General features: G+C 69.9%; 13 protein-coding genes. 4 read left to right on the top strand and 9 right to left on the bottom strand.

Annotated features, from left to right (window positions below; all coding sequences use genetic code 11):
- Window positions 1-64: 64 nt before the first annotated feature.
- Both ACIBL3_RS09145 and dxs read right to left on the bottom strand, forming a co-directional pair.
- Window positions 65-1,402 (bottom strand): hypothetical protein, encoded by a 1,338-nt coding sequence (locus ACIBL3_RS09145; protein ID WP_396352740.1) that lies wholly within the window; start codon window positions 1,400-1,402, stop codon window positions 65-67.
- A gap of 10 nt (window positions 1,403-1,412) precedes the next feature.
- Window positions 1,413-3,305, bottom strand: coding sequence for a 1-deoxy-D-xylulose-5-phosphate synthase (gene dxs, locus ACIBL3_RS09140; RefSeq protein WP_396352739.1), 1,893 nt, complete (start codon window positions 3,303-3,305; stop codon window positions 1,413-1,415).
- A gap of 146 nt (window positions 3,306-3,451) precedes the next feature.
- Between dxs and ACIBL3_RS09135 the strand changes: the two genes are divergently transcribed.
- Complete coding sequence (locus ACIBL3_RS09135; RefSeq protein WP_396352738.1) at window positions 3,452-3,958, top strand: DUF402 domain-containing protein; 507 nt, start codon at window positions 3,452-3,454, stop codon at window positions 3,956-3,958.
- 62 nt (window positions 3,959-4,020) lie between these two features.
- On the opposite strand, the gene ACIBL3_RS09130 is transcribed toward ACIBL3_RS09135, so the two are convergent.
- Window positions 4,021-5,820 (bottom strand): LamG-like jellyroll fold domain-containing protein, encoded by a 1,800-nt coding sequence (locus ACIBL3_RS09130; protein ID WP_396352737.1) that lies wholly within the window; start codon window positions 5,818-5,820, stop codon window positions 4,021-4,023.
- 117 nt (window positions 5,821-5,937) lie between these two features.
- Here ACIBL3_RS09130 and ACIBL3_RS09125 point away from each other — a divergent pair, with 117 nt between their 5' ends.
- Window positions 5,938-6,432: a DUF402 domain-containing protein gene (locus ACIBL3_RS09125; protein WP_396352736.1), complete on the top strand. Its 495-nt coding sequence runs from the start codon at window positions 5,938-5,940 to the stop codon at window positions 6,430-6,432.
- Here the strand turns inward: ACIBL3_RS09125 and ACIBL3_RS09120 are convergent.
- Window positions 6,411-7,925 (bottom strand): CocE/NonD family hydrolase, encoded by a 1,515-nt coding sequence (locus ACIBL3_RS09120; RefSeq protein WP_396352735.1) that lies wholly within the window; start codon window positions 7,923-7,925, stop codon window positions 6,411-6,413. The genes ACIBL3_RS09125 and ACIBL3_RS09120 overlap by 22 nt on opposite strands.
- Window positions 7,926-8,046: 121 nt before the next feature.
- Here ACIBL3_RS09120 and ACIBL3_RS09115 point away from each other — a divergent pair, with 121 nt between their 5' ends.
- A complete protein-coding gene (locus ACIBL3_RS09115) occupies window positions 8,047-9,948 on the top strand; it encodes a Na+/H+ antiporter (RefSeq protein WP_396352734.1) in 1,902 nt (633 codons plus the stop codon).
- Window positions 9,948-10,364, top strand: a complete 417-nt coding sequence (locus ACIBL3_RS09110; RefSeq protein WP_396352733.1) for an HIT family protein — start codon at window positions 9,948-9,950, stop codon at window positions 10,362-10,364. Before ACIBL3_RS09115 ends, ACIBL3_RS09110 begins: the two co-directional genes overlap by 1 nt.
- Window positions 10,365-10,423: 59 nt before the next feature.
- Here ACIBL3_RS09110 and ACIBL3_RS09105 read toward each other — a convergent pair whose 3' ends face one another.
- From ACIBL3_RS09105 to ACIBL3_RS09085, 5 genes are all read right to left on the bottom strand, one after another.
- Window positions 10,424-12,067 (bottom strand): alkaline phosphatase D family protein, encoded by a 1,644-nt coding sequence (locus ACIBL3_RS09105; RefSeq protein WP_396352732.1) that lies wholly within the window; start codon window positions 12,065-12,067, stop codon window positions 10,424-10,426.
- Between the two features lie 123 nt (window positions 12,068-12,190).
- The gene (locus ACIBL3_RS09100; protein ID WP_396352731.1) at window positions 12,191-12,742 is read right to left on the bottom strand and encodes a HEAT repeat domain-containing protein; all 552 of its coding nucleotides are present in this window, start codon (window positions 12,740-12,742) and stop codon (window positions 12,191-12,193) included.
- An 81-nt stretch (window positions 12,743-12,823) separates the two neighbouring features.
- The gene (acnA, locus tag ACIBL3_RS09095) at window positions 12,824-15,598 is read right to left on the bottom strand and encodes an aconitate hydratase AcnA (RefSeq protein WP_396352730.1); all 2,775 of its coding nucleotides are present in this window, start codon (window positions 15,596-15,598) and stop codon (window positions 12,824-12,826) included.
- A gap of 228 nt (window positions 15,599-15,826) precedes the next feature.
- Window positions 15,827-16,756, bottom strand: a complete 930-nt coding sequence (locus ACIBL3_RS09090) for an LLM class F420-dependent oxidoreductase (protein ID WP_396352729.1) — start codon at window positions 16,754-16,756, stop codon at window positions 15,827-15,829.
- A 9-nt stretch (window positions 16,757-16,765) separates the two neighbouring features.
- A complete protein-coding gene (locus tag ACIBL3_RS09085; RefSeq protein ID WP_396352728.1) occupies window positions 16,766-20,923 on the bottom strand; it encodes a hypothetical protein in 4,158 nt (1,385 codons plus the stop codon).
- Window positions 20,924-20,977: the final 54 nt, after the last annotated feature.

Here is a 20,977-nt window from a genome sequence, read left to right as displayed (position 1 = left end):
AGTACCCGTCTGCTGCAGCCCGGCTACCCTACTCGCTTCCCCGGATTCCATCACCGACACGCCGTCAAGCGGCTGCCGCCTTGAGAGCTTGGAAGAGGCCGGACTCGGTCAGGTTGATGTGTTCCAGCATGATCCGGTCCCGCTCGGCCTGGGTAGTGCCGAGGCCCGCCAACTCCTGGTAGAGCGTGCCGACTTCGGTCGCGCCGTACTTCTCGAAGAGGTAGTCGACGGCCAGCCAGGACAGCGGATACGAGCTGTCGGACTGCTGGAAGAACACGGCATCGGCCGGCAGGCTCTTCGCCTTCGCCAGGTACCTCGTCCGGACCGCCTGCCGGTAGGTGTCGACCGCGAGCTTGGGTGCACCGTCCATCGGCAGGAACTCGACGTACGTCGCCGCGCCCTCGACCAGCCAGCGTGGGGCATGGGCGCCGTACGGCGCGGTCGCGACGTGGGTGAACTCGTGCGCGAGGATGCGGGCGTCGACCTTCGAGCGGTTGCGCGGGTTCACGACGACGTACGAGTCGGCGCGCTCGCCCTCGCCGGTGGCCTCACCGGGCAACGTGCGGTAGACCCAGGTCGCCATCGCGATCGCGTCCTCGGCATTCTTCGGCACGGTGTAGTCGGCGCCGCGGACGACCTTGTCGTCGAGGGCGATCACCACACCGGAGCCGGTCCAGCCGCCCGGCCAGCTCTTGCTCACGGCCTTCACCGCGCCGGCCGCCTGGCCGAGCAGCTTGCTCGCGAGCTGGTCCTGCCCCCTCTCGACCACCACCAGGACTCGAGGCGCGCGTTTGACCAGCACGTCGCCGGTGTCCCAGGCCTCCTGGTGCGAGCCGCGCGGCAGCCGCTTGTCGAGGTCGGTGTCCGACACCAGCATCCAGCGACCGTCCGCCCGCTCGGTGAAGGTGTAGCCGAGCATCGAGCGCACCGGTACGGCGTCGATGCCGCGGATCTGGTACGTCATCGCGACCGCGACCAGGTACGTCGACGGGCCGTGCTTGGTGGTGACTGCTTCGTCGTACTGCTGGCTCAGCTGCTGGTAGACGAGCCGGGCGAAGCCGAACTGGCGCAGGTTCGCGAACAGGGTGCGCTGGCGGGCGACCAGGCTCTTGTTGCCCGGGTCGACGTCGGCGATGAACGCGCCCTGGTCGTCCTGGAGCACGGCCTGAGCGCGCTTCCTGAGGACCAGGTCGACCGCTGCGGACCGCGCTGCCAGGTCGATGTCCGGCGTACTCGGCGTCGACGTGCCGCTCCCGTCCGCGCGGCCACTCGCCCGGTGCAGGGCGAGGCCGCCGGCGACCGCGACGACCACCAGCGCCAGCGACAGCAGCAGCGGCCAGAACCTCGTGCCCTTGGCGGCCGCGTGCCGGCTCTTCGGGGGCGCGGCGTGACGCCCGGACATGCCGGCCGGCTCAGGCTCCGCCGGGGCGGCCGCCCGCCGGGTTGGGCTCGCTGATCGGGTCGCCGGAGCGCTGCGCGATCAGCTCGGTGATGTCGCGGGCCAACTCCTGGCCGGTCAGCCCGATCTCCTGCAGTACGGCGGGACGCTTGGCGTGGTCGAGGAACTGCTGCGGGATACCGAAGTCGCGCACCGGCGTCGTCACCCCGGCGTCGCGGAGCGCCTGCGCGATCATCGACCCGCAGCCGCCGGCCCGGCCGTTGTCCTCGACGGTGACGACGTACTTGAACTTGGCCGCCAACTCGACCAGCTTCGGGTCGACCGGCTTCACCCACCGCGGGTCCACCACGGTGACGCCGAATCCCTGCGCCTCCAGTCGGCGCGCGACGTCCATCGCCGTGGCCGCCATCGAGCCGATGCCGACCAGCAGTACGTCGGTGCCGGTCCGCTCCAGCACGTCGAGCTCACCGATCCGGTCGATCGCCTCGATATCCGGGAACACTTCCCCCTTGGCGTAGCGCAGTACGGTCGGGGCGTCGGAAACGTCGACCGCCTCGTTGAGCAGCTCCTCCAACCGCTTGCCGTCGCGCGGCGCGGCCAGCCGGAGCCCGGGGACGAGCTGCAGGATCGACATGTCCCACATGCCGTTGTGGCTCGGGCCGTCATCACCAGTGACACCCGCGCGGTCCAGCACGAAGGTGACGCCGCACTTGTGCAGCGCGACGTCGAGCAGCAACTGGTCGAACGCCCGATTGAGGAAGGTGGCGTAGAGGCCGACGACCGGGTGCATACCACCCATCGCGAGGCCGGCGGCGCTGGTCACCGCGTGCTGCTCGGCGATGCCGACGTCGAAGATCCGGTCCGGGAACTCCTGAGCGAACGGCGCCAGCCCGGTCGGGTGCAGCATCGCGGCGGTGATCGCGACCACGTCCGGGCGGCGGTGGCCGATCCGGACCAGCTCGTCGGCGAACACGTCGGTCCAGCCACGCGGCTTGTTCACCGGCCGGACCTGGTGGAAATTGTCCTCCTCGTCCTGCTCGGCGGCGGCGTACCCGAAGCCCTTCTTGGTCACCGCGTGCACGATCACCGGCCCGCCGAACGACTTCGCGTTGCGGAGCGCGTCCTCCATGGCCTGCCGGTCGTGCCCGTCGACGGGGCCGACGTACTTGAGGCCGAGGTCCTCGAACATGCCCTGCGGGGCGAGCATGTCCTTCAGGCCCTTCTTCACGCCGTGCAGCACCTCGTACATCGGCGGGCCGACGAACTTGGTCCGGCCGAGGTTCTTCTTGATCAGGTCGAGGATCTTCTCGTACCGCGGGTTGGTGCGCAGGCTGGTCAGGTGGGTGGCCAGGCCGCCGACGGTCGGGCTGTAGGAGCGGCCGTTGTCGTTGACGATGATGACCAGCTTGAGGTCCTTGGCGGCGGCGATGTTGTTCAGCGCCTCCCAGGCCATCCCGCCGGTCAGGCCGCCGTCGCCGATCAGCGCGACCACGTGCCGGTCCTCGCTGCGCAGCCGGTAGGCCTTGGCCAGGCCGTCGGCGTACGACAGCGCGGTCGAGGCGTGGCTGTTCTCGACGATGTCGTGCTCGGACTCGGCCTGGCTCGGGTACCCGCTCAGGCCGCCCTGCTGACGGAGCGTGTCGAACTTCGGCGCCCGGCCGGTCAGCAGTTTGTGCACGTAGGTCTGGTGACCGGTGTCGAAGATCAGCCGGTCCCGGGGCGAGTCGAACACCCGGTGCATCGCCAGCGTGATCTCCACCATGCCCAGGTTCGGCCCCAGGTGCCCGCCGGTCCGCGACACCGTCTCCACCAGCAGATCCCGGATCTCCGCCGCGAGATCGGTGAGCTGCTGACCGGTCAGCTTCTTGAGGTCCGCCGGCCCTCCGACCGTCTCCAGCACGCGCATCGAGCTCCTCCCGCGGTCGTCCTCGAATGCTTGAGTCTATGCACCCGCCGCCCGGTTTCCGAACTCGCCGGCACCTCCGGGCGAATCTCACACTCCAAGACGCCAGGTCGGCGTACTTTGTTCGAGTTTCACCTAGAGTGACGGGCATGGATATGGTGAGGACGCTGTTCCGGAAGTACGACGGGCAGCCGCATCGCCTCGTGGAAGCAGTCCGGCTCGGCGAGGACGAGCACGGCCTGTGGGTCGGCTCGGTCCCCGGCACCCAGGGCCAGCGCGCCGACGGCACCTGGAAGACCATCGACCACCACCGCGTCCGGCTCTTCCCCCGCGGCCAGTGGTGGAGCGCCCTCTTCAACGACGAACCCCACCAGACCCTGATCTACTGCGACGTCACCATGCCGCCCGAGTTCGGCGTCGACACCGTCACCGCCGTCGACCTCGACCTCGACATCCGCCTGATGCGAGACGGCACCGTCCGAGTCATGGACGAAGACGAGTTCCACGCCCACCAGGTGAAGTACAACTACCCACCCCAGGTAGTAGCCACCGCCCAAGCCACCTGCACCTGGCTAGCCACCCACATAACCACCACAGAACCCTTCACCACCGCCTACAAACCCTATTTAGACCTCACCCGGTCTCTGAGCACCTAGAAACGGTAGGGCCCTCTCCCTCGCCGGATAGGCCCCCCTACGGCGGCGAGGGAGAGGGTGAATCAGGAGCCGCAGTTTTGGAGGTCGGGCCATTCGGTGCAGGCTTTGGACTGGGAGAGGACGCCGGCGTAGATGCGGATGTCGTCGAGGCGGCCGATGAACGGGGTGCCGGTGGGGCCGGGGGTGCCTAGGACGGTGTTGCCGGCGCGGGTGGGGGCCAGGTAGGTCTGGGTGCCGCCGTTGCTGCCCCTGAGGTCGACGGTCAGGGAGATCTCGCCGGTGGGGTTGCCGAAGGCATCCTCGCCAGTCGATTCGTAGGTGCCGACGAGCAGGTGCCAACCGTCAGCCGGCTCCAACTCGCGGTCGGCGGTCGAGGTCGCGACTGTCTCGGTGTCGGAGTCGGCGTTCCCGCGGGCGAACGACCACTGGTACGAGTACTCGTCCACCGGCGTGTACTCGAACCGCCAGGCGTCCTTCGTGCTGGTCCCCTGGCGGGCGACGACCATCGGCTTCGACGGATCGCCGACCTTCACCCACACCGCCACCGAGAAGCTCGCGCTGCCGTCGATCACGGGACGGCCCAGGCTGACCGACTCGCGAGAGGCGCCGGTCATCGACAGCACCCGCCCACGCTCGGGGTCATCGACGAACGCCTGCGACTGGTCGTTGCCGAACCCCGACACGGTCAGGTCGGCACCACGCACGGTCTCCGCCGTCCGCCACTCCCGATCGGCCCCACGTACGGCGGAGTCGAGCGGCCAGTGCGCCACGATCCCAGACTCGATCGGACCGTTGGGACTGCGAGGCTCCTGCAGACCGACGATCTCCTCCGTACGAAGTGCCCGCTGCCAGACCTGCAAGTGGTCCAACGAGCCGGCAAACGAACCAATCGCCGTACCCGCGTAAACACCCCGCCCCACAGTCAGCGGACCGTCGGCCTTCCAAACGGCGGTCGCCGGTACGACGGTGGTCTGCTGCAGCCGGCCGTTGACGTACAGCCGGAGCTCGTGCGCGGTCGCGTCGTACGACGCCAGCAGGTGAGACCACGTGCCGTTGACCGGAGCCTCCTTCGACGAGGCGCGGTAGAGCGTCGGCGCCTGTACGTCGGCCGACGTACGGGCGAAGATCCACCGCTTGGTCGACGGGTCATACCCGAGCGCCACCGACGGGCTGTTGGTGCCGTTGACCGCCGCAACGACCCCCAGCTTGGTAGCGCTCGTCGGCCGCACCCAGCCCGCGATCGTGAAGCTCTGTGACGTGTCGATGACCGACTCGCTCGCCTCCGCGTAGCCGTCGACGCCGTCCAGCGCCAACGAGCCCTGCAGCCGTCCCTTGCCGTCGAACGCCGCTCCCCCGTGCAACGTCAGCGGATGTGTGAGACCGGGGCCGTCGGCCGCCGTCGTACCGCTGCCGTCGTCGAAGGTCCACGACCCGACCGGTCCCGGCGCCGGCGCGACGTTGAACATGAAGTACGTCGTGGTGCTGAACTGACCGATCGAGTTGATGCTCTGGACCGCCAGCCGCATCAGTCCGTCGTCCGGCGGGCGGAGCTCGAGCGTCGCGGTCGAGCCGTCGACCTCGCTGTAGTTCTGGCCGAGGAAGTAGTACCGGAACCGCACCACGTCCGGCGAGGTCGCCGTGAGGGTGAAGGTCACCGGGTCGTCGAACACCACGACCTTCGGGCAGACCGGCTGGTTCAGGCAGTTCGCCAACTCGGCGCCCTGGTAGGTCGCCGTGACCGCCGGCGGCGTCGGCGGGTCGTCGGCAGCGGCCGCCGGCCCCGTCAGCGCTCCGACGCCCAGCGCCGCCGCAGCGATCGCCACCGCGAGCCGCAACCGGCTCCGTTGAGCCCACCCCACCATCTAGTCCTCCCCAGGTCGTGACCGACGGGTCATCTTCGTCGATGCGGCCCGGCCGGCGCCATGAAACTGCAACAACCTGCAATTTCTGTAACACCCTGGCGGGATAGGTTTTGGGGCATGCGTGATGTCAGGGTGGTTTACCGGAAGTACGACGAGGGGCTGCATTGGCATCAGTGGATGCGGTACTTGGGTGAGGACCAGTACGGCGTTTGGCTCGGTGCGCCGGCGTTGTCGGTGTCGCAGCGTGGGGACGAGCCCGAAGTGGTGCAGGAGCAGGCTCACGTGCAGTTGTTTCCCCGGGACAAGTGGTTCACCGCGATGTTCAACGACGAGCCGCGGTCGACGGAGATCTACTGCGACATCACCACGCCGGTGGAGTTCGGCGAGGACGTGTTCACGATGATCGACCTCGACTTGGACGTGATCAAGAAGCGCGACGGCACGGTCATCATCGACGACGAGGACGAGTTCGCCGAGCACCAGGTGAGGTACGGCTACCCGGCCGCCGTGATCGAGACCGCGCAGGCGACCTGCGACTGGCTGGCCGGCGTGGTCGCGACCGAAGAGCCGTTCCTCAGTGTCTACAAGACCTATCTCGACCGGGTGCGGTGAACGCTCAGCGAGGTCTCCTTCAGTAGCAGGGCGCCGGGCAGCGGTCCACGCTGGCCGGCGAACATGTCGGCGACCGGGGTGACGGTCAGGTAGAGGTTCTTCCCGGCCGGTACGTCGACCGCGACCGCCGGCAACTCGATCGACCGGCGCTCGCCCTTCACCACCCGCTTCTCACGCAGCGGCATCGTGTTGTTCTGCACGACCTTCGCGGTCAGTGGGTTCGTCCCGACGCTGAGCCCGAGGAAGACGCCCGCGTCCGGCAGCACGGTGTAGACGCGGGCGTCGACGCGCGGCACGCCGGAAACCGTCAGCGGGCCTTCGGCAACTTTCACGTTCACCGGCAGGCCGACCCCGGTCGGCGTGGCGATCTTGCCTAGCTTGTAGCGGGCGTTGGCCGGCAGGCTCTGTTGCGTCAGGCAACGCCCGTCCGCGGTCGCCAGGTGGTAGGCGCCGTACCCGGACAGGTCGGTCGCCTTGCCCAACAGCTTGGTCGACATGAAGCGCAGCGCGAGGCCCGGGAAGCTCGACGAACCGAGCGCGATCGAGCACGGGTCGCCTGGCGTCGCGTACCCCGGCGGCAGCACGCTCGGCAGCGTGTGACCGCCGTTGTAGCCGACGAAGATCGATCGCGCCCGCGCCCGCGGCGTCAGGGCTCGCTCGAAGTTGGCCAGCCCCTGGTTGAGGTTGAACAAGTTGTCCGAGATCCCCTGGCCGAACAGCACCGGGATGTCCAGATTCCGCCCCTCTGAGACGTGCCAAGCGGGTCCATTGCGAGCGAAGAACTCGTCCAGGTCCCGCCCTGCCTGCCCCGGCGGCCAGGCTCCGGTAGCAATCAGTACGACGAACGCCGCGGAGACGGCCGGTGGAAGGTGCGTACCGCCACCCGCGTACAGCAGGGACAGCCACATCGTCCGGGCGGCCTCGTCCGGGGCCAGGCTCTGCTTCAGGTCCCACCAGGTCACCTCGGGCGCCAGCGCGTCGAACCGGGTCCGCCCGGTGTCGCGTAGCTCGGTGAACGCGCCGGCGAACTGGAACCCGCCGCCGTACGACCCACCGATCGCGCCGAGCAACGGGTCACCCGGGCGTTGCTTCGTCACCCAGTCCAGACCGGCGACCAGGTCGACGAGCTTGATCACGTCGCGGCCCTCGTAGTCGGGGTTCATCACGTGCGCGACGCCGGTGCTCTCGCCGAAACTGCGCTGATCGAAGCTCAGTACGCCGAAGCCCGCGTCGAGCCAGGCCTTGAACGCGGCCGGGTCCTTGGTCCGGCTCCCGCCCCAGCCGTGACTGTGCATGACCATCGGGACGGTGTGCGATCCGCCGGCGCCAGCGGGTTTGAACAGCGAGTAGCAGATCCTGACCGGCGTCGTCGTACCAGGCTCCGGGACCGACGCCACGCAACCGGTGCTGACTGCGGCCGAAGCGGGCAGCGCGACCAGCGTGGAAGCGAGCAAACCGAGGGCACAGGCCAGCGAAGCCACACGACGATGCATCAGTCACTCCCCGTGATCGACGAATCCCGCTGCGCACACGCTAGACGACCGCGGCGACGCTGACCAGATCCCGGCTGCGCTGTGGGCGAACCCGCGGTCGGAAGCTGCGAGACTGTGCCTCGTGCATATCGCGATCGAGGTCGTGGCCCTCGTCGCCGTGGTCGCGGCCGGGGCCGCGCTGGCCCGGCGGCTCGGGATCTCGGCTCCCCTCCTCCTCGTGGTCCTCGGGATCGCCGCGTCGTACCTCCCGTTCGTCCCCCGGGTCGAGCTCGAGCCGGAGGTCGTCCTGGTCGGCTTCCTGCCACCACTGCTGTACGCCGCCGCGATCAGGACCAGCCTGGTCGACTTCACCAAGCACCGGCGCTCGATCGGCCTGCTGTCGGTCGGCCTGGTCGCCTTCACCGCGCTCGGCGTCGGCGCGGTCGCGTACTGGCTGCTCGGCTCTGTCGCCGAGGCGCAGGGCCAGGAGCCGCTGCCGTTGTGGGCCGCGTTCGCGATCGGCGCCGTGGTCGCTCCACCGGACGCCGTCGCCGCGACCGCGATCGCCAAGCGGGTCGGTCTCCCCCGCCGGGTGGTCACGATCCTCGAGGGCGAGAGCCTGGTCAACGACGCGACCGCGCTGGTCTGCCTGCGGACCGCGATCGCGGCCGCGGCCGTGACGCCGACCGTCCTCGACGTCGGGCTCGACTTCCTGCTGGCGGCCGGCGGCGGCGTGGCGATCGGTTTCGTCGTGGCCATCGTGCTGGCCAAGGTCCGCAGGCGGTTCACCGACCCGGTGCTCGACACCACGCTCAGCCTGACCGCGCCCTTCATCGCCTACATCGCCGCCGAAGAGATCCACGCTTCCGGTGTCCTGGCCGTCGTCGTCACGGGTCTGCTGCTCGGCCACAAGTCGCCGGTCATCCAGTCCGCCAAGTCCCGGATGTCGGAGCGGACCAACTGGCGGACGTTCCAGTTCCTGCTGGAGAACACGGTCTTCCTGCTGATCGGCCTGCAGACCCGATGGATCCTCGACGACCTCGCGGAGAGCCCGCTGCCCGGGTGGCTGATCGCGGCGTCGACGGTGGCGGTGTTCCTGGCCGTCGTCCTGCTCCGGCCGATCTGGATCATCCCGTCCACGTTCCTGTCCCGGAAGGTCCTCGGCCGATCGCGGCCCGGTCCGGTCTCCTTCCAGAGCCTGATCGTCGTGTCGTGGGCGGGGATGCGCGGTGTGGTCACGCTGGCGGCGGTGTTCACGCTGCCCGAGGACACACCGCACCGCGAGGTGCTCGTCTTCATCGCGCTGGCCGTCACCGCGGGCACGCTGCTGGTCCAGGGCTCGACGCTTCCCTGGTTGGTACGGCGACTGCGCCTGCCCGGCCCGGATCCGGCGGAAGATGCGTTGCAGGAGGCCGCCGTACTGCAAGGTGCTCACAAGGCGGCGATGGACAAGCTGGACGAGGTGTCCACGCCGGACGACCCGCCGATCGTGCTCAAGGTGCTCCGGCAGCGGGGCGAGGCGCGGGCGCAGGCCGCCTGGGAGCGCCTCGGCCGGCCGGAGACCGAGTACGAGACGCCGAGTGAGGCGTACCGGCGACTGCGGATGGAGATGCTGGAGGCCGAGCGTGCGCACATCCTGAAGGTCCGGGATGCCGGGCTGGTGGCGGACGAGGTGCTGCAGCGGGCCCAGATCGCGCTCGACGTCGAGGAGTCCATGCTCGATCGCGAGGAGGACGACGACGTCGGCGGGCGGTCGGAGGACCTGCGGGTGCCACCATCGGCTGCTGGTGCGTGCGAGCACCTGGAAAGCGCGCCGCTGGTGCGCGCGCCGAACACGCCGGACGGCTGCGAGGAGTGCCTGGCCGTGGGCGGCACGTGGGTACACCTGCGGCTCTGCCTCGGCTGCGGGCACGTCGGCTGCTGCGACTCGTCGCCGATGAAGCACGCCAGCAAGCACTACGCGCTGACCAAGCACCCGGTGATGCGGAGCTTCGAGCCGGGTGAGACTTGGCGCTGGTGCTTCGAGGACGAGAAGCTGGGCTGATGGCCGACTGTCTGTTCTGCTCCATCATCGCCGGATCCACCCCGGCCCAGATCGTGCTGGACACCCCGGAGGTCGTCGGGTTCCTCGACGCACGGCCGGTGTTCAAGGGGCACACACTGCTGGTGCCGCGGCAGCATGTGGCGACGCTGGTTGAGCTGCCTGACGAGCTGACGATCCCGCTGTTTGGGGCGGCGCGGTCGCTGGCGGCGGCCGTGCGTACGGCGTTCGACGCGCAGGGCTCGTTCGTTGCCGTCAACAACGTGGTGTCGCAGTCCGTCCCCCATCTCCACGTGCACGTCGTACCGCGCACGAAGGGGGACGGACTGCGCGGCTTCTTCTGGCCCCGCACCAAGTACACCGACGAAACCGAAGCCGCCGAATACGCCGGCAAACTCCGCGCCGCCCTGGAGGGGTAGTACACCCAGGCGTGCCGCGTTGGTGAGCCCGGCTCGCGCGGGCTGACCAACGTGGGCTGCTACGGGCGGGACGTCTCCCAAGCGACCGTGTCGTCTGCGGCGGCGGCCAAGGTGCGGGCGGCGGCGGCCGGTGGTGTGTCGGCGGTGAGGTTGAGGCCGGGGTTGCGGTCTTCGATCGTGAACTGGGCGCGGGTGAAGACCTCGGCGTCCTTGGTCTGGACCGCGCGGACCGTGCGGAAGTCGGCGACCAGGGATTCGCGGGTGATCGTGGTGTTCACGTAGCCGCGGAGGTTGTTCTGGAAGCGGAGGTGGGGGTTCCAGGCGAACCACGGGTGGGAGCCGGTCGCGGAGTCGGCGCCGTTGCCGCCGCTGGTGATGGACGAGCACACGAGTTCCGAGCCGACCGTCCGCGAGGTCGGGTCGTCGTAGTCGAGCTTCAGGTCCGAGGCCCAGTGCGCGTGCACGTCACCGGTGAGTACGACGGGGTTCCGCACCCGGGCGTCGACCCAACCACGGGTGATCCGGTCGCGGGAGGCGACGTACCCGTCCCAGGAGTCCATCGAGGTCACCTTCAGCGGACCGGAGTTGTTGTCGCGCTGGGCGAAGAACACCTGCTGGCCGATGATGTCCCAGCGGGCCTCGGACCGGCGGAAGCCGTCGATCAGCCACTTCTCCTGCCGCTCGCCGGTGATGGAGCGCTTCGGGTCGACCGCCGCGGGGCAGTCCTTGTAGCCGTCGCCGCAGCCCTGGTCGTCGCGGTACTGCCGGGTGTCGAGCATGTGGAACGTTGCCAGCTCACCCCACTTCACCCGGCGGAAGAGCTGCAGGTCGATCCCGCGCGGCTTCGACGAGGCGCGCAGCGGCATGTTCTCGTAGTACGCCTGGAACGCGGCCGCACGACGAGCCAGGAAGCCGTCCTCGGGCCGCTCGGGGGTCTCGTTCGCCCAGTTGTTGTCGAGCTCGTGGTCGTCCCAGACCACCAGCCACGGCGCGACCGCGTGCGCCGCCTGCAGGTCCGGATCGGTCTTGTACTGCGCGTGCCGCTGCCGGTACGACGCCAGGTCGGTGGTCTCGGGTCCGTCGTGATCACGGACGTTGCCACCGGGAGCGACGTACGCGCCCTTGGTGTACTCGTACTGGTAGTCGCCCAGGTGGAGCACGAGGTCCGGGTGGTCCTGGGCGAGCCGCCGGTACGCCGTGAACCAGCCGTGCTCGAACTGGGAGCACGACACGAACGACATCTGCAGCTCGCGCGGCGTCGTACCGCGGGCCGGCGAGGTGAGGGTGCGGCCGGTGCCGGAGACGTAGCCCTCGGCACGGAAGCGGTAGTAGTACTCGCGGCCGGGCTCGACGCCCTGCACGGTGACGTGGATCGCGTGGGCGTGCTCCGGCCGCGCGACCGCGACGCCGGCCTTGACGACGCGGTGGAAGCGCGAGTCGGTGGCGACCTGCCACTGGACGGCGTACGCGCGGTTCGGCATGCCGCCGAGGCCGTCCGGCGCGATCGGGTCGACGGCGAGGCGGGTCCACAGCACGAACCCGTCCGGCCACGGGTCGCCGCTGGCGATGCCGAGGGTGAACGGGTCCTGCCGGACCGGCGTCGCGGCGGCAGTGGTCGAGGTGGCGAGGGCCGGGGTCAGGCCGGCGACGGCCGCAGTGGAAGCCAGACCGGCTTTCAGGACGGATCTACGGGAGGTCTCCATGCGCCCGACCGTTCCCGTCAAGAATGTGCGGCCGTTGACATCCAGATGGCCAACGGGTGACGAAGCAGCTGCCCTGGCCACGCTGGTCGCGCTCGGCGTCCAGGCACCCCGGTGCCGCAGGCGCTAGCGGAGGCTGCGGTCCAGCCGGGTTTCCAGCCGGTCGAGCGCCTTCTCCGCGGCAGCCCGGACAGTGTTGTCCGGGTCGTCGAGAAGCTCCTGCAACGCCTCGGCATGCTCGGCCTCGCCGGCAGCGCCGACCGCCCGGGCAGTGGCTGAACGAACCCGGGGCAACTCGTGGCTCAGCCCGGGGAGCAGCGCGTCCACCAACTGACCGAGCTCGCGTTGAGCGGTGATCCGGGCGACGTGTTCGCGGACCCGCCAGGCCGGGTCCTCGGCGGCGATCAGCAAGGCGTCGACCGCATCGTCACGCCAGACGTACAGGAAGAGCCGGGCCGCCCAGACACGAGCCCAGTAGAAGTTGACCGGATCGAGCTTCGACCAGCCGCCGACGGTCGGCCCGACCAGCCACTTCAGCTTGTCGACCTCGGTCGTGAACGCCTCTTCCGGGCTCACCGCACCCGTGAGTACGGCGATCGCGAAGTCGATCACCGCGTCCTCGCCGTACCGGGCGCACGCCTCGAGCACGATCTCGCGCGGTGGCTGCCGATCGGTCATGAACACCAGTAAAGCGGCGACCGCCGACAAGACGCCGAAGAGCCGGCCAGGTTCGCCCCGGCCGGCTCCTCAAGTGCTGGGTCAGCCCGCGATCAGCGACCGCAGGACGTACTGCAGGATGCCGCCGTTGCGGTAGTAGTCCGCCTCACCGGGGGTGTCGATCCGGACCACCGCGTCGAACTCCTTCTCGGAGCCGTCGGGCGCGGTCACCTTGACGTGCACGGTGCGCGGGATCGAGCCGTCGTTCAGCTCGGTCACGCCGGAGATGTCGAACGTCTCCTCGCCGGTCAGGCCGAGCGACTCCGCGGTCTCGCCCTCCGGGTACTGCAGCGGGAGCACGCCCATGCCGATCAGGTTCGACCGGTGGATGCGCTCGAACGACTCGGTGATCACGGCCTTGGCGCCGAGCAGCGCCGTACCCTTGGCGGCCCAGTCGCGCGACGAACCGGAGCCGTACTCCTTGCCGGCCAGGATCACCAGCGGCGTGCCGGCCTCGGCGTACGCCTGCGCGGCGTCGTAGATCGTGGTGACCGGCGCGTCGGCCTGGGTGAAGTCGCGGGTGAACCCGCCCTCGGTGCCGGGCGCGATCTGGTTGCGCAGCCGGATGTTCGCGAACGTGCCGCGGATCATCACCTCGTGGTTGCCGCGGCGCGACCCGTACGAGTTGAAGTCCTTGCGCGCGACACCGTGCTCGGCCAGGTAGGTGCCGGCCGGGCTGTCGGCCTTGATCGAACCCGCCGGGGAGATGTGGTCGGTGGTGACCGAGTCGCCCAGCTTGGCCAGCACCCGGGCGCCGGCGATGTCGGTGACCGGCGCCGGGTCCTTCGCCATCCCCTCGAAGTACGGGGGCTTGCGCACGTAGGTCGACTCCGGGTCCCAGGCGAACGTCTTGCCCTCCGGCGTCGGCAGCGACTGCCAGCGCTCGTCACCGGCGAACACGTCGGCGTAGTCCTTGGTGAACATCTCCTTGTTGATCGAGGTGGCGATCGTCTGCTCCACCTCGTCCGCGCTCGGCCAGATGTCGCGCAGGAACACGTCGTTGCCGCCGGCGTCCTTGCCCAGGGCATCGGTCTCGAAGTCGAAGTCCATCGTCCCGGCCAGCGCGTAGGCGATCACCAGCGGCGGGCTGGCCAGGTAGTTCATCTTCACGTCCGGGTTGATCCGGCCCTCGAAGTTCCGGTTGCCGGACAGCACCGAGACGACCGCCAGGTCGGCCTCCTGGACGCCGGCCGAGATCGCCTCCGGCAGCGGACCCGAGTTGCCGATGCAGGTAGTGCACCCGTACCCGACCAGGTGGAAGCCGAGCTTCTCCAGGTACGGCGTGACGCCGGCCTTCTCGTAGTAGTCGGTGACGACCTTCGACCCGGGCGCGAGCGACGTCTTCACCCACGGCTTCGACGCGAGGCCCTTGTCGACGGCGTTCTTGGCCAGCAGCGCGGCGGCCAGCATCACCGACGGGTTCGAGGTGTTGGTGCAGGAGGTGATGCTGGCGATCACGACGTGGCCGTGGTCGAGCTCGGTCTCCTGACCCTCGAGGCTGACCGTGGTCTTCTTCGACGGCCGGCCGTTGGCGCCGTGCGGCACGTGCGGCTCGTCGTCCACGTTCCCGTGACCGTTCGGCGCGTCACTGGCTGGGAAGCTGCCGGTCTCCGATGGGTCGACCTCCAGCTCCTCGGTCGCGTAGTCGGTCAGCGCGCCGCGGAAGGCTTCCTTGGCCTCGCTCAGCTCGACGCGGTCCTGCGGCCGCTTCGGCCCCGCGATCGACGGGACGACGCTCGACAGGTCGAGCTCCAGGTACTCCGAGTACCGCGGCTCGATCGCCGGGTTGTGCCAGAGGCCCTGCTCCTTGCTGTACGCCTCGACCAGCGCGACGTCGTCGTCGGAGCGGCCGGTCAGCCGCAGGTAGTCCAGCGTCACGTCGTCGATCGGGAAGATCGCGCAGGTGGAGCCGAACTCGGGGCTCATGTTGCCGATGGTGGCCCGGTTCGCCAGCGGCACGGCGGCCACGCCGTCGCCGTAGAACTCGACGAACTTGCCGACCACGCCGTGCTTGCGCAGCATCTGGGTGATGGTCAGCACGACGTCGGTGGCGGTCGCGCCGGCCGGGACCGCGCCGGTCAGCTTGAAGCCGACCACCTTCGGGATCAGCATCGACACCGGCTGGCCGAGCATCGCGGCCTCGGCCTCGATACCGCCGACGCCCCAGCCGAGCACGCCGAGACCGTTGACCATCGTGGTGTGCGAGTCGGTGCCGACACAGGTGTCCGGGTAGGCCTGGCCGTTGCGGACCATCACGGTCCGGGCCAGGTGCTCGATGTTCACCTGGTGCACGATGCCGGTGCCGGGCGGGACCACCTTGAACTCGTCGAAGGCGGTCTGGCCCCAGCGAAGGAACTGGTAGCGCTCGCGGTTGCGCTCGTACTCCAGCTCGACGTTGCGCTCGAACGCGTCCTGCCGGCCGAACACGTCGATGATGACTGAGTGGTCGATGACCAGCTCGGCGGGAGCGAGCGGGTTGATCTTGGTCGGGTCGCCACCGAGCTCGGCGACCGCCTCGCGCATGGTGGCCAGGTCGACCACGCACGGCACCCCGGTGAAGTCCTGCATGATCACCCGGGCCGGGGTGAACTGGATCTCGGTGTCGGGCGCCGCGTTCTGGTCCCAGTTGCCGAGCTTGGAGATGTGCTCGGCGGTGATGTTCGCACCGTCCTCGGTGCGCAGCAGGTTCTCCAGCAGCACCTTGAGCGAGTAGGGCAGCGTCTCCGCACCCTCGATACCCGCCAACCTGAAGATCTCGTACGACTGTCCGTTGACCTCGAGTGCCCCCTTGGCACCGAAGCTGTCGACGCTCGCCATCAACCTGCTCCTCTATCCGGTCCAGTTCCGCTGTGCCCATCCTGCCGAGCCCCGCACCCGGCCGCGAGATCAGGTTCCCCTAACCCCACACCACAAACTCTCTCGACATCAAGATACACGACATCGAGCCACCCCAGCACCCCAACCACACACCTGTGGACAACCGGCTGCGTCGCCTAAGTCGGAATAGCGCGGGAGTTATTCCGACTTAGGCGGTCGGACGGCGAGCTACACCTGGGGAAGGACTTCGGCGGCGATGAGGTCGAGGTGGGTGAGGTCTTGGAGGTCCATGATCTGGACGTACTGGCGTTGGGAGCCGACGGACGCGAACTGGCCGAGGCGGTCGACGACCTCGGCGGGGGTGCCGGCGATGGCGTTCTGCTTGAGTTCATCGACGTCGCGGCCGATGGCGGCGGCGCGTTGTTTGACCTGGGCGTCGTCCTTGCCGACCACGACGGTGTGGGCGGTGGACAGGGCCAGCGTCTGCGGGTCGCGGCCGATTGCGTCACAGGCCGCGCGGACGCGCTTGAACAGTGTCTCCGTCTCCTCGACCGAGCGGAACCCCGCGTTGAACTCGGCCGCGTGCTGCGCTGCGAGGGACGGCGTACGCTTCCTGCCTGCGCCTCCGATGATGATCGGCGGGTGCGGCTGCTGGACCGGCTTCGGCAGCGCCGGCGAGTCGGTCAGCTGGTAGTGCTTGCCCGCGTACTCGTACTTCTCCCCCACCGGCGTGTCCCACAGCCCGGTGATCAGCTCCAGCTGCTCGGTCAGCAGGTCGAATCGGCCGGGCGTGTCCGGGAAGTCCAGCCCGTACGCCTTGTGCTCCGCCTCAAACCAGCCGGCGCCCAGCCCGAGCTCCGCCCGGCCCCCGCTCATCTGGTCGACCTGCGCCACCGAGATCGCCAGCACTCCAGGGTTGCGGAACGTGGCCGAGCTGACCAGCGTGCCGAGCTTGATCCGGCTCGTCTCCCGGGCCAGCCCGGCGAGCGTGATCCACGAGTCGGTGGGTCCGGGCAGCCCGTCGTGGTCGCCCATCACCAGGTAGTGGTCCGAACGGAAGAACGCGTCGAAGCCGTTCTCCTCGGTCTTGCGTGCCACCGCGAGCTGATCGTCGTACGAGGCACCTTGCTGGGGTTCGGTGAAGATCCTGAGAAGCATGCGGACACGCTATCTCGCGGTCGTGTACAGCCTCTCCATGTACGACGGCTGCCACTCGGGACCGCGGTCGTTCAGACGCCGTACCAAGCCGTGTACGTCGAGCCGCGGCTCCACCGGGTTGTCCCACCAGTCGGGCACCTGGTCGTACCACCGGTCGATCCGCAACGTCCGCCCGGCCGCGTCGATCCGCGCGAACAACCAGCCGCCCGGGTCGCCGTCCGCCTCGGTGATCCACAGGTCGCCGAGCAGGCCACTGAGCTTGTCGGCGGCGAGCTCCGGATCATCCACCTCCGGCGGCTCCAGGTCGAACCGGTACGACGGGGCCGCGGGGTCGAGCACCTGGACCTGAATCGTGAACCCGGACGGCACGACCGCAGTCCGCGCCCGGCACCATGCGTGCAGAGCCTCGAACGCCTCCGACTCCCGCGGACGCGGTCGCGGGCGCTCCACCTCGGCCCGCATGGCCTCCTCGATCGACCCCGGCACCGGCTGAATCCGCGGCCCGTCGGCCCCGACCAGCCCCAACCCCGGAATAGACATCCGCACCGCAGCAGCCACATCCGCCACCGGCTCGGCATCCACCACCGGAATGAAGCTCGTCGGCTCCTCATCATCCGGATCCCCAAACCCGGCCGCCACCCCCCGCCCGTACGACGCCTCCCGCCGCCCCCCGCTCACACCGCCATACGACGCCCCCAGCTCATCCGCGTCATACCCCGACGCCCCCCGCCCCGCCGACGCCAGGTCGTCGTACTCCGCCACCCGCGCCGCATCGTCGTACGACTGCTCCGCCGAGTCACCGTACGGCGCGTACCCCTGCGCCGAGCCGTCGTCTGCCCCCTCCGCCCGGGCTGCGCCGTCGTACTGCGCCTCCGCCCCGTCGTACTCCGCCGCCTCGCGCCGCGCCCCACCACCAAACGGCGCCTCCTCCCGAGCCGCCTGCGCCAAATCGTCGTACGACGCACCCGCCCGAGCACCGTCGCGGAACGGCGACTCCTGCCGCGCGTCGCCGTAAGCCGACTCGCGCCGGGCCGCCTCTCCACCGACGTCGTCCGGGGACTGCTGCCGGCCTGGCTGCGCCCGTTCGCCGAACGGTGACTCTGCGCGCACCGCGTGCGCCTCGCCGTCGTACGACGACCCCGCACGTGCCACGCCGTCGTACGGCGCGTCCGGTCGGGTCGCGTCGGCGTGAGGGGGCTCGTGTTGGGCTGCATGGGTTATGGCGTCGGGTGGCGGGCCCTGTCGGGAGGAGGGGCCTGGGTGGGTGGTCAGGGGGTTCTGGTGAGCGGCCGGGGCCACGTGGGTGGTGGGCTCGGGGCGGGGCATGGGGTCCGGTTGCGGGGACGGCTCCGGGTCCGGCCACGGCATCGGCTCGGGGGTGGGTTCCGGCTGTGGTTCGGGCTCCGGCCAGGGGCCGGGCTCAGGTTCAGGCTCCGGTTGGGGCTCGGGTTCCGGGGTTGGCTCCGGTGTGGGTTGCGGCTCGGGCTCGGGCCACGGCTCGGGCTCCGGACCAGGTCCGGGGATCGGGCCGGGTGTCGGCTCAGGCTGAGGCGTCGGCTCTGGCCGCGGGCCTGGTGTCGGGCCGGGACCTGGGGCCGGCTCGGGGCCTGGTGTCGGCTGTGGGCCTGGTGTCGGGCCGGGGGCTGGCGTCGGCTCGCGGTGGGGGTCGGGCTGGGGCCAGGGCGCTGGGTGTGGGTCGGGCTGGGGCCATGGCTCGGGGCGCGGTTGTGGCCAGGGCTGTGGTTGAGGGTGAGGCTCGACCTGAGCCTTAGCCGCAGGCGCCGTTCCGAAGACTTCATCCTCTTCAGCATCCGGGTCCGCCGCCACGTCGAACCGCAAGGCCGGCTCAGCCGACCGCACCTGCTCAGCAGCAGTTTCCGCCGCCGTCCGCTCGGCCTGCTCAGTAGCCTCCGCCGCGGAATGCTCGACCGCCGGAGGCTCCTCTGACACGACCGGAATCTCCGCGGTCAGATCATCCTCGGCCTCGTCGAAGTGCACGCCAGGTACGGCGGCATCGTCCGACCCCTCGTCATACCGCGCCGAAACCTCACCACCCTGGCCCGTCCACCCGCCCGCCTCGTCGACCGACGCCGTCGACTCGTGGAGGCCATCGTCAGCCTGGTTGGCGAGCTCCGTCGGGTGCTGGACGTCGGCGTCCGGGCGGTCGGGGCGCGCTGCCGGGTGTTCGGCTGCGGGCTCGTCGACGCGCCCGGTGGGAGTAGGCGGGCCGGCCGCGGCAGGATCGCGGTGGTTGGTGGGCTCCGGGAGTCGGCCGATGGTTTGGTCGGTGCGGTTGGGCGGTTCGTCCGCGCGGGTGCCGGGGTGAGCGCTGGGAGGAGGCAGGCCGTTGCCGCGGGAGGCGGTGGGCTCGGGGCGTGCGGTTGCGGAGGTGCCGGGGGCAGGCGAGGTTTCGGCGGATGTTGGGGTTATCGGGGCGAAGGGGGATGGGCCGGTGAAGGAGGCCAGGTCTTCTTCGTTGTCGGTGGGGTCGGGGACAGCGGCGATTTCGGCGGTGGGGGCGTCGTCGTCTTCGAGGTTCTGGGATGCGGCAGCGGCGGTGGGTACTTGGGTGGGAGGCGAGGGGGCGAACGGGTTTGAGGGCGGCGCGTCGGCGGATGAAGAAGGCGAGCCGGGTGCGGCTGACGGGTAGGCCTCCGGCCGGTCAGTGGCTGAGGCAGAGCCGTCCGGCCGGTCGGCGACCGAGGAGTGGGCATGCGGCCGGTGAGTCGCCGAGGGGTGGAGGTCTGGGCGGGGGGTGGCTGAGGGGTGTGGGCCGGGCGCTTGTGTGTGGGCGGGGTGGGCGTGGGAGGCGGTCGCGGGGTCCTCTACCCATTCGCCGTTGATCCAGGCGCCGCCTACCCAGTCGGGGGACGGGTCGGGGAGTGGGGTGTCATCGGGGAAGGGGTTGTATTCGCTGGTGGCGTCTTCGTCGGACCAGGAGGGTTGTTCGGTGGTTTCCCAGTCTTGTTCGTCGGTGGGTGGGGTGGGCTGCTGGTAGGCGGCCGCGGGGGCGTCGGCGAAGAGGCTGGCGTAGAAGTCCTCGCCCTCGTGCACTCCTCCACCCACTCGGGGCGGCTCGGAGGAAGGCAGGGCGCCGTACGGCAGGCCCGAGCCGACGATGCCGTCCGGGACGAAGGTGCCGGGCGCGGGGCCGCCAGTCTGGTAACCCGCAGAAGGCGCGCCGGCCTGGTAACCCGGCGCAGGGCCGCCGGCCGGGTAGGCAGGACCGTCCGCGGCGGGGTCAGGCGGGGCGTCCTCGTGTTTGCGGCGGCGGAGCCAGCCTTGTTTCTTGGAGACGACGCCGTAGTCGTCCTCGTGCGCAGGCGGAAGGTACGGCGTCTGGTCGTAGTAGGGCTCCGGTTCGGCATACGCAGGCCCGGCGTCGACCGCTTCGTCGATCGGCTGGCCGGTGAACGGGCTGATGCCGGGCGGAACGACGTACGACTCCTCGTCGTCGGGGCCCTCGGGTGCTCCAATCACGACATCTTCAACGACCGAGACCTCGGCTGTGTCAGGCTCGTCGGCCAACTGTTCGGCGACTGCAAGCTTGAAGTCGCCGGCCGCGGCCGCGCCGGCCGGCAGATCCGGCTGGACCGGCGAGCGCGGATCGATCCCGAAATGGTCGAAGAACTCCGCCAGGGAGTCGACTGTGACCCCGGTCCGGATCAGCTGCACCCCGAACGGCACCAGCTCGTCGAGGCCGCCGAGGTAGTCGCACCACTCGGCGACCCACTCGATCATCTCGCCGGCGGTGTCCTCGTCGGAGGTGATCCACTGCCCGATCGGCGCGAACCCGTCCTCGGCCGGCTGCCACGGATCCCCCGGGTACGACGCCCGCGCCCACGTCCCGTTGAACGCGCCGTACACGAACCCGAGCTCGCCCGCCGCGATCAGCTGCCGGACCTCGGGCTGGCCGATCCAGTCCGGCGATCCCGCCAGCAGGTCTGCCCCAGCCGTCTGGCTGTGCTCGGTGTGGAACCCGAACAGCACCGCCCGCCCGCCGTCCAGCCGGACCATGTTCAGGAAGGACGCGGTCTCGTCCTGATGGTGGTAGCCGGCCTCGTCCGCGTACCAACGCCGGTCGAACCCCGTGGCATGGGCGACCGCGGCGAGTGCGGTCCAGCGGGAACGCAACTCCTCCGGGTCGTCCAGGTCAACGAGCGGCATCAGGTCTCCAGCGCATTGGAATCCAGGGCCAGAACGCTACCCGAGCCCCCCGAC

The organism is Kribbella sp. NPDC050124, assembly GCF_044460355.1.
Classification (GTDB): Bacteria; Actinomycetota; Actinomycetes; order Propionibacteriales; family Kribbellaceae; genus Kribbella.
This window is presented reverse-complemented; position numbering and strand designations above follow the sequence as displayed.